Below are 14,178 nucleotides of genomic sequence, written 5' to 3' on the forward strand. Positions count from 1 at the left end.
CATAAGAGGTGGATGTTTTTGTTTTTCAGGAATCAATATTCCTTTTTTAGAGGAAGATGACAGGGGTAATTCATTTACGATGCCTTACTGTCAATTTAAATCTTGGTTAGCTAAAAAGTATCACAAAGCGAGGAAAAGGAACGATGGGGTGGTCCTACGGTTTCAAATTACACCCTATTATCAATAACTACAGTGGCATTATCTTACGTCAAAGTGATGACGGATAACGTGGATGATAGAAAACCTCTGGCGGAAAGGGTTAACGAGCTTTGGGGGTGTTTATGCGGAGATAAAGGTTATATCTCTGATCCATTGCAGCGGGAACTTGCAAACAAGGGAGTGACACTGATAACGGGTGTAAAAAAAGATGAAACCCAAAGTGATGAAACTTTGGATCCGCCTAATGCTCCGGAAATGATTTATTATTGAAATCGTTTTTGATTAACTAAACAACACATACCAAATCGAGCATTCTCGGCACCGTAGTTGTATCAGCTTTATGGTCAACTTGCTGGCGGGGCTTATCGCGTATTCATTTCAACCAAAGAATCCGAGCATAAAGATGACTAGGTTTGATAAGAAAGCGCTTAGGCAGATCTGAGGTTAGTAAAAAAAGACCAACCGAGCAGAACTTTATTGAAAGAGGGGATGAATAGCTTAACGTCTTTCATCGACATGACTTTTGAACAATCAGCATCATCCGTCTCTCCAAAGACAGGAGAGATATTGATTAAACTTTAATCTTTTTGTATTTCGTATAGGACGATATGAATTCAGTATACACCCTTACTAGATTTTGAATGTGAGGTAGATTAAACGAAACAGAGCAATCTTCCTCATAGAGAAAATCTTAAAATATCAACCCCTTTATATACCCTCTCTTATCGGGTAATGGTTTACGGCGAACTTACTGAATTTTTTCGAAAGAATGGGCGTTGTTAATTAAATCAAGCCTAAAAGTATACGACGAAGGTGAATGGAAAACACGTAAAAACGTGTAAGGAGAAGCAGCGTATCTGACGCAAACTTCATCTTACCGTTGATGTGTCTACTCATGAGGTTATTGCTGAAGCAGTTAGCCTAGTTTCTGTGGGAGACAATGAGGTTTTACCTATATTTCTTAACCCATTACGACGAAAGATATAGCAAGCCAGTGCTGAAGGAGTCTTTGATACAAAAGCATGTAACGACGTACTGTAAAATACCAAATTTACATTCAATGCAATCTTTTTATACTACAACACCGCCCCAAATAGTTGCGGTGTTGTAGTGTATGAAAATACAGAAACAAAAGAACCTAGTTTGACATCTTCCCCTACGTTCGCGCTTCGTGACTATCGAAATAGAGGATGTAAAATGCGTTATTATTTATATGTATAGGGTCTCAACAAATCAAGGCAATAATCATAACGTTACCGAGCTTCATAAACTAGAAAGCCCGCTTAATGAACTGCTGGAACAAGGCGTATAGCTGTTATTGGTTCAAGCTATAGAAGCCGAGGTTTAATCCTTGCTCGATAATTTTACATCACTCCAAACTAACGGAAAGCAGGGAGTGGTTCACAAGGACCATTTTCCTGAACGGCACCTACAAACTTAGCTCGGTGACATGACCGTCAAAGTTCTAAAGGTTCGAGATAGAATAAAAACCATATCAATTAACCACTATCGGAAACAAATAAATCAAGGAATACACCATTCTTTGGGTAGGAAAACCGAACTAACTCCATCCCTTTCCCACAAAATACACATTTTAGGGGATTACGACCTGCTACTTCTTCGAAGAACTCTACATAGCTGATACGTTTGGTGTAGCTGATCATTGCATCTACCAAGTCTCCTGCTGCCCTCGCTGTCACTTGAAGAGCATAATATCTCACTCGTTGAAATCCTTTAGGAAGAATGTACTGAACTAGCCTGCCAACAAATACCTGAGCATCCACTGTCTCATACGTTTTCAACTTCGTTTTATATCATTGATAGTAATACCTAACTTGATGACAGTCATACCCAACTATCCTAGATAAGCCTATCGGCGGTGATGACAAATATTGGGTTAGGTATCGTATTAACCCTCGGTAGCTTTTGCTTGGGACTTTATTTTTACGACCCTTGTTAGGGTGGCATATAAACCATCAGGATAATTAATCCGTAAGGTTCTTATCACATATTGACGCGCAGAAAACTCAATCGCCATTAACTTCAGTAAGTATTTTTGCCAAAGTAATCGTAGCTGAGATAACGATAAATGCTGAAATCCTTTCCAATCCTAGTTTGAAGGAAAGAATGCACTTTCAGTCAGTATCACATATAAATGCGATTGTAGTTACCATGATGACTATAGGCATAGATGACAACAATGACGGCGATTTAACAAGCATCAGTCTTAAAGTATGCCTGAATCAACTCTGATAATCAGGCGGACGCCTATTTTGACCATACTCTTCCGTGCATAACGCTTTCCACAGTGCGGATAAGCTTTCCCCTTACAACTAAAGTTAACGTTATATTACCCTTAACCGAAACCAAGCATCGCTAAGTGGAAAAACCATTTTCTGAGCTTCCACACTTAAGAATCTTAACAAATCATGAATAATAATAATCGGTATCATAGCGGGGATGACTGGATACGAATATGACCAAATTCGTAGTAAAAAGATGTTTAAAGAGAAGCAACTTCGATTGGATACCTTTCAAATTAATTCATACATTTTATCTGTTCAATCGTGCTAAATGTATCACAGAAAGGGACATGCCTTCAGCCCCACTACATATAGTTTCTAAGAGGAAATTCCTAGATAAAATGAAACAAAAAGAGACCATAAGACAAGAAGGAATTTTCAAAACATCCAACATACGACCACAATTTAGATTGTTAATCAATGTTTCGTATTAAACAAAGATTCAATATTTAATCCTTGGTGAGTCAGCATATCACGAAGACGTCTCAGCCCTTCCACTTGAATTTGACGAACACGCTCGCGCGTCAAACCGATTTCTAGACCAACATCTTCCAACGTTGATGCCTCATGGCCAAGTAACCCAAAGCGACGCGCTAGTACTTCTCTTTGTTTTGGGTTAAGTTCTTGTAGCCAATTCACAATAGACTTTTTCATGTCATCGTCTTGGGTTGTGTTTTCTGGACCGCCCTCTTTCTCGTCTGGGATGATATCAAGCAAAGCTTTTTCAGAGTCTCCACCAATCGGGTTATCCACGGAACCAATTCGCTCGTTAAGACGTAGCATACGGTTAACATCCGCAACTGGCTTATCGAGCTTCCCTGCAATATCTTCGGCTGTAGGTTCGTGATCAAGTTTTTGTGCTAATTCACGAGCCGTCCGCAGATAAACATTTAATTCCTTAACCACATGAATCGGAAGACGAATAGTCCGCGTCTGATTCATAATTGCACGTTCAATCGTTTGGCGTATCCACCACGTTGCATATGTTGAAAAACGGAACCCGCGCTCGGGATCAAATTTTTCAACAGCACGGATTAATCCAAGATTACCTTCCTCTACGAGATCAAGAAGAGCTAGACCACGATTAGAGTAACGCCGAGAAATCTTAACCACCAGACGTAGGTTACTTTCAATCATACGTTTCCTAGCCTCTTCATCACCACGTAAGGAACGGCGGGCGTATAGCACTTCCTCTTCAGACGTTAACAATGGGGAATAACCTATCTCGCTAAGATAGAGCTGTGTTGCGTCTAAAGCCTTAGATGAAGCAGTAAGGGAAATTGACTCTTCAGCTTCCTCTGTTGATTCAATCTCATCTATCGATTCGATATCTAGTTCCTCAATAACTGCATCGTCAACAACCAGATCTTCTGCGGTATTACTCTGACTCATAGCACCTCTCAATTTGGCGTAGCAGCAAGACAGCACAGCAAAAACTGTCACAGTTTATCGCTTGGGTAAGTACCTCAACGGGTTTACCGATTTTCCTTTATATCGTATCTCAAAGTGTAAACGGACATTGTTCGTACCTGAACGACCCATCGAAGATATTTTTTGACCCTTTTTGACACTCTGTCGTTCTGAAACAAAAATATGATCATTATGTGCATAAGCGCTTAGGTAATCATCATCATGCTTAATGATAACTAACTTGCCGTATCCACGTAGCGCATTACCCGTGTAGACTACCTTACCATCAGCCGATGCCTCGATGCTCTGACCACGTTTGCCTGAAATATCAATTCCCTTATTTCCTAATTCTGAGCTAGAAAAACCAGATACAATAATCCCTTGTGTTGGCCATTTCCAAGACACCTTTTTATTTAACCCTGCAGGCTTGTTTGTAGATCTATCAACATCTGGTCTATTTTTCATTACAGACAAACTGTACTCCTTCGCTTTTTGCTCTTCAACCAGTTTCTTGTTTTGGAACAGAGATCCAGAGTTATGCTTAGGAGCACTTTTTTGATTATTTTTCGTAGAGTTAGACGATAATACTGTGGTAGGTACTGGTGCTGTAACAGCTGTAACAATAGTATCTGCTGACTTAATGGGGACTGCTGTTTTTTTGCCATAAGTAGGTGAGGTATACTTTTTCTGCCAAATATTTAACTTTTGTCCAGGGAAGATAATATACGGTGATACAATATTATTAGCACTGATGACCTCACTAACATCCTTGCCAGTGACGTAGGCAATATAATATAACGTATCTCCTTTTTGTACAGTATAATAGCTGCCACGGTAGCTTCCACGCACGATTTCCTCATAGTCAGATCCAAGATTAGAGACTGGTGCAGGACTCAATCCTACACATGCAGTTATACACACTAGAAAGTGTAAGAAAAATAGAATCTTCAATTAAATTGAAACTCCTACCATCTAGGTAGACCTACACAAGAACTCATAATTTACTTGCAACAATAGAAATGAAACATATAGCTTCTACTGCCAAGATTTCTATATTGTTACCTTTCCATGTCACTTTATAAAGCACTTGATCTGCTTTTCCAAGAAGAAAAATTAAAATCCCTCCCTCCGCACGCGAATCACAAAGTACGAACGGAAACGCGAGTGAAGCTAATTACATCGAATGTCCATTTTCTTACAAAACCTTTCCACTACTCACCGTATTTTGTGAAGATATGATACCACAATAATTTGAAGAGGCAGGTGTCATCGAGCTTTATTGATGTCATGGCCAAGACATCTCTTTGTGAGTGTAGTGCGCTCTATCAAGAAGGGATAACAGCGAATATGGAGGCAGCAAACTCATCTTACGGGAAAACATCTTTAAGTTATGTTGGTATATAAGTTAAACTATTTGCATCATTGCTTTGCAAGAATTTGGAGATGTTTAATTCGTTCCACTGAGTAAATATGCTCTACCGATCACGGACAGTACACATTAATAGATTATCACTTGTTTACACAGTAACTGAAGAAGTGAATGTAAATAATTCACTAATGATAATCATAGTTATTCCGTTGTGTTACTAACCCATTGAGACAATGCTTCTAAGCTATCGTATGCTGTTAAATCGACATGCAAGGGTGTCAAAGAAACACACTTATTTTCAATAGCATAAAAATCAGTACCCCATCCTGCATATTGGGTCATCCTTGGAGGGCAAATCCAATAAATAGCCTTTCCTCTTGGGTCTGTCTCACAAATCATGCCTTCTGCGCGATGTCTTGAACCCAAATGCGTTACTTGCCAACCTGCTAAATCATCCCATATACAATCAGGCACGTTAATGTTTATTATCCGATTCCTTGGCAAGGATTGCTCTCGATCACCCAATACAACTTTCTTCACTACTTGCGCTGCAGTATGAAAATGCATAGATCCACAAAGAGAGACAGCTATTGCTGGTGCACCAAGAAGAAATCCCTCTGTTGCAGCGGCAACCGTGCCAGAATATAACACGTCATCACCCAAGTTCGCTCCGTGATTAATCCCAGTGATCACGAAATCGATCTTTTCAGAAATAAGCTCATTCATGGCTATATGAACACTATCTGTCGGTGTACCTTGCACGGCATATCTACGTTCACCAACCTGCCGAACACGCAACGGATTTTCTAGTGTAAGAGAGTTTGAAGCACCTGAGTGATTTCGATCCGGTGCAACGACGGTGATTGTTGCTATTTCAGACAGTGCGTCTGCCAGTATATTAATACCCTCTGCAAAAACACCATCGTCATTACTGATCAGTATATGCATCAGGTTCTCCATCCATTGAATCATCTTATTTATTGATAATTTCTCGCATCACTGCAATAGCAAAGCACCCTACAGACAACAAAAAACTAATTGTTAACACTCTTTCATCCTGCGTCCTCGATATATCCTACAATAAAAGAATCAGTGACAGACGAGCATCGCGAGAACAGATTACAAGCAATAAATACTGGCGCTTGATCGATAATATTTTTCTCTAACTTTCACGCTTACACTTATGTCAGCGATATCTTATCATCAGTCCTCGATCCCTAGATTTTCCATGAGAATTTACCCAACAACACAATATCTTTGCTTACATTCAACACAAACTTCAAATATTCATAGCCTTGTATAAACTACTCACTTAGCACATGACCATGTGTTAATTTCCTGTTCAATATGTGCTAACAACACCATATGAAACAGGTATGACCGCACTGCGGTCAAATAAAAACCACGTTTACTTTTGTTACGAATCCAGAATTTATCTTGTCCTAAAAATTGAGCAGTTATATAATTAGATGTCTTTTAATAAAGACATTAATCTACCAGAGAAATTTGGGATCACTTTGTTACGAATATCGTCAATAAGCAACCAGATGGGCGCGTTCTCATAAGAATCAGTGACGAGAAACGATTGCTAATTAAATCGATTGAACGCAGTTTTTGTTGTAAAGAGTGGCTGCTAAAATCACATCGACACCTTTTTTGCATGGTATAGAACTCGCTTAAGTCTTGATCACTGTGTATCGGAAAGTACACACTAAACTGCTGTTTTGTCATTGCGGGTACTCTTTCAGTCCCGACCACATCACATGTTTTGCAAACTCATTCACGACAGATCTGGTATTTCCACCCATCTTAATGAAGAAAGATGAAAAAATGTTCTCCGTGTTCGACTGATACAAAACCAAAAGTTTGACTTACAGAGAAATACTCTGACTTTTTTAAGCAGCAAGTTACTATTAGTTTACCAGGCTGGCAGCCCAACGAAGTCATTACATTAGTGAAGTCATTACATTAGTCATCGACTTCCCTACGGATAATCACCACTGCTTCACAGGCAATACCTTCTTCACGGCCTGTAAAACCGAGTCGTTCTGTTGTGGTAGCTTTCACATTAATATTACTGATGTCCGTTTCTACATCTTGTGCAATAACCATACACATGGCATCAATGTACAGTGCCATTTTTGGTATTTGTGCAATAATAGTCACATCAAGATTACCAATTACGTATCCTTTCTTCTTCACTTTTTCGTAAATATCGCGCAGTAGAAGACGGCTATCAACTCCTTTCCATTCAGCATTTGTATCAGAAAAGTATCGACCCATATCACCAGCAGCGATCGCGCCGAGTAGGGCATCACAGACTGCATGTATGGCTACATCACCATCTGAATGGGCAATCAACCCTTTCTCGGAAGGAACCTTCACGCCACCCATTAAAACAGGCCCCAACCCACCGAATTTATGAACATCAAATCCGTGTCCAATACGCATTATAATCAGTCCTCACTAGGTGAAATCAATTAGTTTGTGCGTTGCGCCAAGAAAAATGCCACCAGTTCCAAGTCTTCAGGCTGAGTAACCTTAATGTTATCTGCACGACCTGTGACCAATTTCGGTGCCCCACCCACAAGTTCAATAGCCGATGCTTCATCGGTCACAGTAAGTGAATTATTGAGTGCATGTTGCAAAGCACCACATAATTGCTTACGTTTGAACATTTGTGGCGTAAGCGCATGCCAAAGCTGCTTACGGCATACAGTGATCTCGACAACACCATCGTTATTCGCACGTTTCATGGTATCGCGTACTGGAGACGCCAACAATGCACCATCAGGGTGTAGAATTGCTGCTGCTATCAAAGTATCAATGTCGTTATGACTAACACAAGGTCTGACCGCATCATGTACCATGATCCATTCAGCATCCGTAGCTTTCAACCCTGCCAACACAGAATCAATTCGCTCTTCGCCACCCGTTGTCACAACAATACGCAGATTTGATGCCAACGAAGTGTTGTAAAAGTATTCGTCTTCAGCACCAATGGCAATAACTACCTGAGAAATGGCAGGGTGTGCAAGCAAACAGTGTACCGTGTGCTCGAGTAGTGTTTTATGATCTATGATCATATATTGTTTGGGCCATGTTGCACACATGCGCTTTCCGATTCCAGCTGCTGGCACAATAGCCACCACATCTGGAACTGTAGTTTGTGGCAAACACACTTGTACATTACTAGCTGAGGTTTTCATGTTTGTCTTCGTGTTAATGAGCCGAGTGTGGATTAATCGCCAACAATGCGGAAAAAAGTTTCACCTTGTTTTATCATCCCCAATTCATTACGAGCACGTTCTTCTATAGCTTCGTGTCCACGCTTAAGATCAGCAATATCTGCATATATTTGCAGGTTTCGCTGATGGAATTTATCATTGGTTTGTATCGCTAACTTGGCCACATGATAGACATCAAAATAATCTGTGATTCCATTTTTTCCCCACCATAGTTGATATTGGAGCCATCCGAACAAGACAAATAGCAACACTGCCAGCATTTTCATCGCTATTTATTAACCATGACATGATCTAATTGTTGCTTTGTTTGTCCGAGAATCAGAACACAACCATAAAATTAATATTTTCAAATTTATCCCTTTCACACAAGTAGTGCCTAGATAAACACGAAGTTATCGCTATATTAGCGAAAGAGATTATCATAAACTCAATTTTTCAGATAAACTCTTATCGAATCCTGTGCTAGAAGAAAACTTTAAGGATGGATCAATGATGGCACAGTTACCCGCAAAAAAATGAAGGAACACCTGAAATACGAATATATATCTCAGTAATCTCAGTGTGTACATTAAAGATCAAACCTCAAATAAGTCGTTAGCGCAACGCGGGATTTCTTTATACACAGATCTTCCGGAATATTCACTATGATACCGTAATTCTCAACATTCATTTTTGCATCTAAAAAATGTCACCTACCTAATAGGATGGTTATTTTTTAATAATAATACTCACGTTCAATAAATCTACCAATCACTTTGTCGTGTATTTTAGTTGATTTTAAGTATCCAATCCTTCTCAAAATGAGTCGTCTCAGGCGTGTACGGAAGGTCAAGATTTCCCTCTCAATGCGTTACATATAGAGCTTGCCAACGATGTATTTATTTTCAGGAAAAGATATCATATACCTTAAATCCAGCTTGGCACCAAAATACAAGATTGAATATAACTAACAAATTAGAAAGTAACATTGAGGCTCTTTCTCTCACGACAACCGAATGCGTAAGCAATGCTTTCCTTCAATCAATAGTTCCAATTATACCAGAGACAGCATTGGTTATTTTTATTACCACGCAGACCCATTACTCATCTACTTCGCAGATAAGCACCACTTCCTTGACATCAAAAAGGAATGTGGACACACTCTTGGGTGTAAATATTTAAAACTAGGACATCAGCATTAATGCTGATGTATAACACTAGATAAAAGTCTTGGATACCGAGCATTGTTCAACCTAAGTTCAGTACCTTGCTCCTTTATCCCCGCTAACAATCCATGTATGTATTGTATATGCAAACTGGAAGATTCTGGAACATGACTGGCAATGATTAGTGTAAGAGTTACCATGTAAAGGCATGGTCTGTTACACGAAAACAACCCGTTAAATATATGACTATCTTGGATATGATGTAGTTTGGATGAAAACTTCCTCATTTCCTCTCTTAACTAACCTGAGCTGTGTATAAGAAATGAACGAAATGCCCAAGTCTCGATCTGATTGTTTGAAATAACCTATTGACTGCGCAAGGACTTGGGGATGAATAACTCAGACGCTGTTTTTGTCGAAGTCGATGACTTCTGCCAGACTTTCCTCCCTGCATGGGAAAAACACCTAATTTCTTCCGGTATCAAACACAGAAATAAGCCTTTTCGCCTCTCAGTTAGCGAAGTGATGACGATGGTGATAGATTTCCATCAATCTAGCTATCGATACTTTAAAACTTATTATATCCACTTTATTTACCGCTACCTTACCAACGAATTTCCTGAATTAGTCAGCTACACGCGAATACTCAAGCTCATGCAAGGTATCCTAGTTCCACTTTGCTCTTACCTCACTTACCGTTAGGCAAGGCCGACAGAGATTGCCTTCATTGATTCGTCCAAGCTACAGGTTTATCATAACCTCCGCATTTGCAGATATCAGATTTTAAAAGTACTGCAAAGAGAGAAAAAGGCACGATGGGGTGATTCTACGGCTTAAAATTACACCTTATTATCAATGACCAAGGTGGCATTATTTTAGTCAAAGTGACGACGGCTAACGTGGCTAATAGAAAGCCTGTGTCGAGAATTACTGACGAGCTTTTAGGGTATTTATATGGAGACAAAGGTTATATCTCATGACCCATGTGAGCGGGAACTCGCAGACAAGGGCGTGCTACTGATAACTGGTGTGAAAAAGAATATGAAACCTAAAGTGATGAAACTTTGGGATCGCCTGATACTCCAGAAACAATTCATTATTGAAATCGTTTTTGACCAACTAAAAAACATATTCTAGATCGAGCATTCTCGGCACCGTAATTGTATCAGCTTTATGGTCAACTTGCTGGCGGGTCTCATCGCGTATTCATTTCAACCAAAGAAGCCGAGCATCAAGATTACGTGGTTTGATAAGCAAGTGGTTATGCAGATCTGAGGTTAGCTAGCTGGTACAACTCAGAATAAAATGGACTAATGGATCGAAGAAAGTTATGAGCAAGGAGGCTTCATCTTACAAATCATCCTCGAATATGACAGTTTTTACTGTCTCTTGACATTTCAAATGTACTTAAAAAACTACTCTTATACGGAGTTTAAGCTGTCTAATTAGAGTCTAATTATAGGAAGATACGGATAAATTAGTGAAGAATGCGAGCACGTAGTGTTCCCTCGATGGCTTTTAGCTTCTCCAGTGCATTTGCGAAGTGCTTCCTCTCGACATCAATCACGACATAACCGTATTCCTTATTCGTCTGCAGATACTGACCTGCAATATTGATGCCTTCTTCTGCGAAGATGATGTTAATTTTAGTCAGAATGCCTGGTTTATTTTGGTGTATGTGTAGCATGCGCAATGTACCTGCATGCTCTGGCAACACTACTTCAGGGAAGTTTACAGAAGACAATGTAGAACCGTTGTCCGAGTATTTTACGATCTTACCCGCAACTTCAATACCAATATTTTCCTGCGCCTCGTGCGTCGAACCGCCAATATGTGGCGTCAGGATGACATTATCAAATGACTGTAATGGCGACGTAAATGGATCATTGTTAGTTTGGGGCTCCGTCGGAAATACATCAATCGCGGCGCCACTAACGTGACCATTTCCTAGAACATGGCAAAGTGCATCGATATCGACTACGCTACCACGCGCTGCGTTGATAAACACAGTACCTGGTTTCATGAGTGCAAACTCTTCACTACCCATCATGTTCCGCGTAAATTCAGTTTCAGGAACGTGAAGTGAAATAACATGACTCTTATTCAAGAGCTCAGACAATGACCCCACTTGCTGTGCATTACCCAGTGATAATTTGTTTGCAATATCGTAGAAATAAATACGCATTCCCAAATTCTCAGCCAAAATTCCCAGCTGAGTACCGATGTGACCGTAACCGATAATGCCAAGTCTTTTTCCACGTGCTTCGAAAGAATCATCAGCCGATTTTATCCATTCACCCCGATGTAGCATGGCATTCTTTGCAGGAATACCTCGAAGCAAAAATAAAATTTCTGCCAGTACCAATTCAGCAACACTGCGGGTATTAGAAAAAGGGGCGTTAAAAACTGGAATACCTCGCTTCGCTGCTGCAGTTAAATCAACTTGGTTGGTACCTATACAAAAACAACCGATGGCGACCAGTTTTTTAGCTTTTTGAATAACTCCTTCAGTCAACTGAGTACGCGAGCGAATACCAACGAAATGGACATCTTCAATGGCCTTTTCTAGTTCTTCACCTGCCAACGAACCTTTGTGATATTCAATATTATTGTAGCCCGCGCATTTCAGTACTTCTAACGCGCTAGAATGGAGACCTTCAAGTAGAAGGATCTTTATTTTACTTTTTTTAAGTGACACTTCAACCATATGAATTTTAGCCTTTATAAACAACAGTAAGATAAAACCAGAATCAGAAAGTTAATTTTTGCAAGTTAGGTGTGTTAATCAGTAACTTAAGGTAACAAACAGTGCTTAGAAATGTATTAAAAATTACCTTACTTACATAACAAATGTTTGAGTTACATGTCAAAGAAAACTACGAAGCTATATAGATAAAGTTTGTGCACTAAGCAAAAACTAACTTTTCAACACACCCTTTTGTGTACCTTCTAGCACCACATCCGCACCACGGTTTGCGAACAAACCAACCGTTACCACACCAGCAATAGCATTAATTTTGTTTTCCAGTACTTTCGCATCGATGATTTTCAGATTATGTACATCCAATATCACATTGCCATTGTCTGTAATACAACCGTGACGATAACAAGGATCACCCCCCAAATTGACCAACTCACGACCCACATAAGAACGAGCCATTGGGATTACTTCTACAGGAATAGGAAAACGCCCCAATACATCAACTTTCTTGGTGTCGTCAATGATGCAGATAAATTTCTTTGCAATTGCCGCCACGATTTTTTCTCCGGTTAGTGCCGCGCCACCACCTTTAATCATGTACTTGCTAGCATTAATTTCGTCTGCACTATCAACGTAGATATCCAGATACGCCACTTCATTGGAATCAAAGATCGGAATACCGATTTTATCCAAACGTTCACTCGATATAACAGAACTCGACACGACACCTTTTATCTGATCTTTCATTGTATCTAAGGCATCGATAAAGTAATTAACGGTTGAACCAGTGCCAACACCTACAATACTCCCTTTAGTTACGTATTCTAATGCAGCCCAGCCCGCCGATTTTTTCATTTCATTTTGAATCAACATAATTTCCTGTTAATTTGGATGGAGACGCATAGCTACCAACGAACCCGTAATTGTACAGATGGAAATGCCTATACAGTTGAAAATGCCTCTCGCGTAAAAGTTTTGCAGGGAGTATACAACGATTATCCTCCAACATAAGCGGATCTCATATTCAATATGTTGGTTTTCGTCTAGAAAATGATCTTTGATGGTTACAACTCCTGTTAGAACACATGATATCTGCAGTAGTAGACAACTGAATTGCGAATTATACTGCCGAACCATGCAACTGATTGAATATATGACACATAATCTGTTTAATACACCCTACCTATTCCATTCCCACACACGTGACGGCGTTAAGATAGAAGATAGTGGGACATCCCACGCTTCCACTGGTAATATCTCAACTTGTTGGAAATCGTATGCTAGTCCCAAAGCGTGAGGACCCGCACCCATATTCCACCATGATGCCAGTGTCCTATCGTAGTATCCGCCCCCCATACCAAGACGTTGACCTGATCCATCAAATGCCACTAGTGGTGTACAAATGATATCCAGTTTGGATACTGATAACACCTCACTCACATTAAACTTAGGTTCGAGAATACCGTAGCGATTCGGTATCAAATCGGTATTAGGACAGTAATGTAAAAAAAGTAAATTTCCGTTACTAAAAGGATGAATCACGGGCAGATAGACCGCTTTTCCCTGTCTCCAACAATATTGGATCAATGGCTGGGTACCAAGCTCACCATCTACTGAAAGATAAAAGGCAATATAGTTTGCACATCTTACTACCTCGAAATTCTGAAAATGCGTTAATAACTCACACGCTGCAACACGTTGCTTTTCAATACTTAACGCACGACGCTTAGTGCGGATGAGCTTTCGAAGTTCAATGCGCTGTGCAGAGAGTGTGATTTTATCGTGCATCAACGATCCGTACAATCAATGTATATCCTGTTAGGAAAGATCTCAAAGTACTGTT

The 14,178-nt window shown here is 39.9% G+C and carries 10 protein-coding genes and 4 pseudogenes; 3 read left to right on the forward strand and 11 right to left on the reverse strand.

What is annotated here, in order from left to right:
- Window positions 1–113 precede the first annotated feature (113 nt).
- Both BTN49_RS21760 and BTN49_RS02665 read left to right on the forward strand, forming a co-directional pair.
- Window positions 114–601, forward strand: a pseudogene (locus BTN49_RS21760) (transposase); the annotation flags it as partial.
- Window positions 602–947: 346 nt separating this feature from the next.
- A pseudogene (locus BTN49_RS02665) lies at window positions 948–1,143 on the forward strand (transposase); the annotation flags it as partial.
- A 515-nt stretch (window positions 1,144–1,658) separates the two neighbouring features.
- On the opposite strand, the pseudogene BTN49_RS18890 reads toward BTN49_RS02665, so the two are convergent.
- From BTN49_RS18890 to BTN49_RS20110, 8 genes and pseudogenes are all read right to left on the reverse strand, one after another.
- Window positions 1,659–2,129: pseudogene (locus BTN49_RS18890) on the reverse strand (transposase).
- A gap of 750 nt (window positions 2,130–2,879) precedes the next feature.
- On the reverse strand, window positions 2,880–3,854 hold the full coding sequence (gene rpoS / locus BTN49_RS02680; RefSeq protein ID WP_097355900.1) for an RNA polymerase sigma factor RpoS: 975 nt from the start codon (window positions 3,852–3,854) through the stop codon (window positions 2,880–2,882).
- A gap of 54 nt (window positions 3,855–3,908) precedes the next feature.
- On the reverse strand, window positions 3,909–4,823 hold the full coding sequence (locus BTN49_RS02685; RefSeq protein WP_097355901.1) for a peptidoglycan DD-metalloendopeptidase family protein: 915 nt from the start codon (window positions 4,821–4,823) through the stop codon (window positions 3,909–3,911).
- A 619-nt stretch (window positions 4,824–5,442) separates the two neighbouring features.
- Window positions 5,443–6,189, reverse strand: coding sequence for a 5'/3'-nucleotidase SurE (gene surE, locus BTN49_RS02690; RefSeq protein WP_097355902.1), 747 nt, complete (start codon window positions 6,187–6,189; stop codon window positions 5,443–5,445).
- Window positions 6,190–7,209: 1,020 nt separating this feature from the next.
- Window positions 7,210–7,692 (reverse strand): 2-C-methyl-D-erythritol 2,4-cyclodiphosphate synthase, encoded by a 483-nt coding sequence (gene ispF, locus BTN49_RS02695; protein WP_097355903.1) that lies wholly within the window; start codon window positions 7,690–7,692, stop codon window positions 7,210–7,212.
- A gap of 29 nt (window positions 7,693–7,721) precedes the next feature.
- The gene (gene ispD, locus BTN49_RS02700) at window positions 7,722–8,450 is read right to left on the reverse strand and encodes a 2-C-methyl-D-erythritol 4-phosphate cytidylyltransferase (protein ID WP_097355904.1); all 729 of its coding nucleotides are present in this window, start codon (window positions 8,448–8,450) and stop codon (window positions 7,722–7,724) included.
- A gap of 32 nt (window positions 8,451–8,482) precedes the next feature.
- Window positions 8,483–8,755 carry a cell division protein FtsB gene (gene ftsB / locus BTN49_RS02705; RefSeq protein WP_097355905.1) on the reverse strand — a complete coding sequence of 91 codons (273 nt, stop codon included), beginning with the start codon at window positions 8,753–8,755 and terminating at the stop codon, window positions 8,483–8,485.
- A gap of 449 nt (window positions 8,756–9,204) precedes the next feature.
- Complete coding sequence (locus tag BTN49_RS20110; RefSeq protein ID WP_097355906.1) at window positions 9,205–9,336, reverse strand: IS1 family transposase; 132 nt, start codon at window positions 9,334–9,336, stop codon at window positions 9,205–9,207.
- A gap of 688 nt (window positions 9,337–10,024) precedes the next feature.
- Between BTN49_RS20110 and BTN49_RS02715 the strand changes: the two are divergent.
- Window positions 10,025–10,909, forward strand: a pseudogene (locus BTN49_RS02715) (IS982 family transposase).
- A 202-nt stretch (window positions 10,910–11,111) separates the two neighbouring features.
- On the opposite strand, the gene serA reads toward BTN49_RS02715, so the two are convergent.
- The 3 genes from serA to BTN49_RS02730 all read right to left on the reverse strand — a co-directional run bounded on the left by serA (window position 11,112) and on the right by BTN49_RS02730 (window position 14,123).
- Complete coding sequence (gene serA / locus BTN49_RS02720; protein WP_097355907.1) at window positions 11,112–12,341, reverse strand: phosphoglycerate dehydrogenase; 1,230 nt, start codon at window positions 12,339–12,341, stop codon at window positions 11,112–11,114.
- A 210-nt stretch (window positions 12,342–12,551) separates the two neighbouring features.
- On the reverse strand, window positions 12,552–13,205 hold the full coding sequence (gene rpiA / locus BTN49_RS02725; protein ID WP_097356058.1) for a ribose-5-phosphate isomerase RpiA: 654 nt from the start codon (window positions 13,203–13,205) through the stop codon (window positions 12,552–12,554).
- Between the two features lie 309 nt (window positions 13,206–13,514).
- On the reverse strand, window positions 13,515–14,123 hold the full coding sequence (locus tag BTN49_RS02730) for a 5-formyltetrahydrofolate cyclo-ligase (RefSeq protein ID WP_097355908.1): 609 nt from the start codon (window positions 14,121–14,123) through the stop codon (window positions 13,515–13,517).
- Between the last annotated feature and the right edge of the window lie 55 nt (window positions 14,124–14,178).

Origin of the sequence: Candidatus Enterovibrio escicola (assembly GCF_002464935.1) — a bacterium.
Lineage (GTDB): Bacteria > Pseudomonadota > Gammaproteobacteria > Enterobacterales > Vibrionaceae > Enterovibrio > Enterovibrio escicola.